The 389-nt window shown below is 60.9% G+C and carries 1 protein-coding gene; it reads right to left on the minus strand.

Going from position 1 to position 389, the window contains the following annotated elements; all coding sequences use genetic code 11:
• The coding region (locus UCMB321_RS28285; RefSeq protein ID WP_040071996.1) for a calcium-binding protein at positions 1–389 on the minus strand (389 nt) is incomplete at both ends.

Consider the following 389-nt stretch of genomic DNA (forward strand, 5'->3'; position numbering starts at 1 on the left):
TTGCCGGTGCCACCATCCAGCACGTCGTTGCCCGCGCCACCGTCGAGAAAGTCATTACCCGCTCCCCCTAGCAGGGTGTCGTTGCCGTCACCACCGGACAACACATCGTTGCCGTCGCCGCCATCGACCAAATCGTTACCAGCCGCGCCGTTGAGGGTGTCGTTGCCCAACCCGCCGGTCAAGGTATCGTCAGCCGATGTGCCGCGGATGTTGTCGTCGCCAGCTGTGCCAGCCAGCAGCGTGGCGGTAATAGCGGCCATATTCCAAATAGTGCCATCAGCAAATTGCACCTGCTGCACCGGGTTGAAGGGATTGGCCGTGCTGTCGTTATAGAAGAACCCGCTGATTGTGATCTTGTCGGTGGTCCCGGCGATGCTCAACTCCAGCGC

The sequence above is a fragment of the Pseudomonas batumici genome (assembly GCF_000820515.1).
Lineage (GTDB): Bacteria > Pseudomonadota > Gammaproteobacteria > Pseudomonadales > Pseudomonadaceae > Aquipseudomonas > Aquipseudomonas batumici.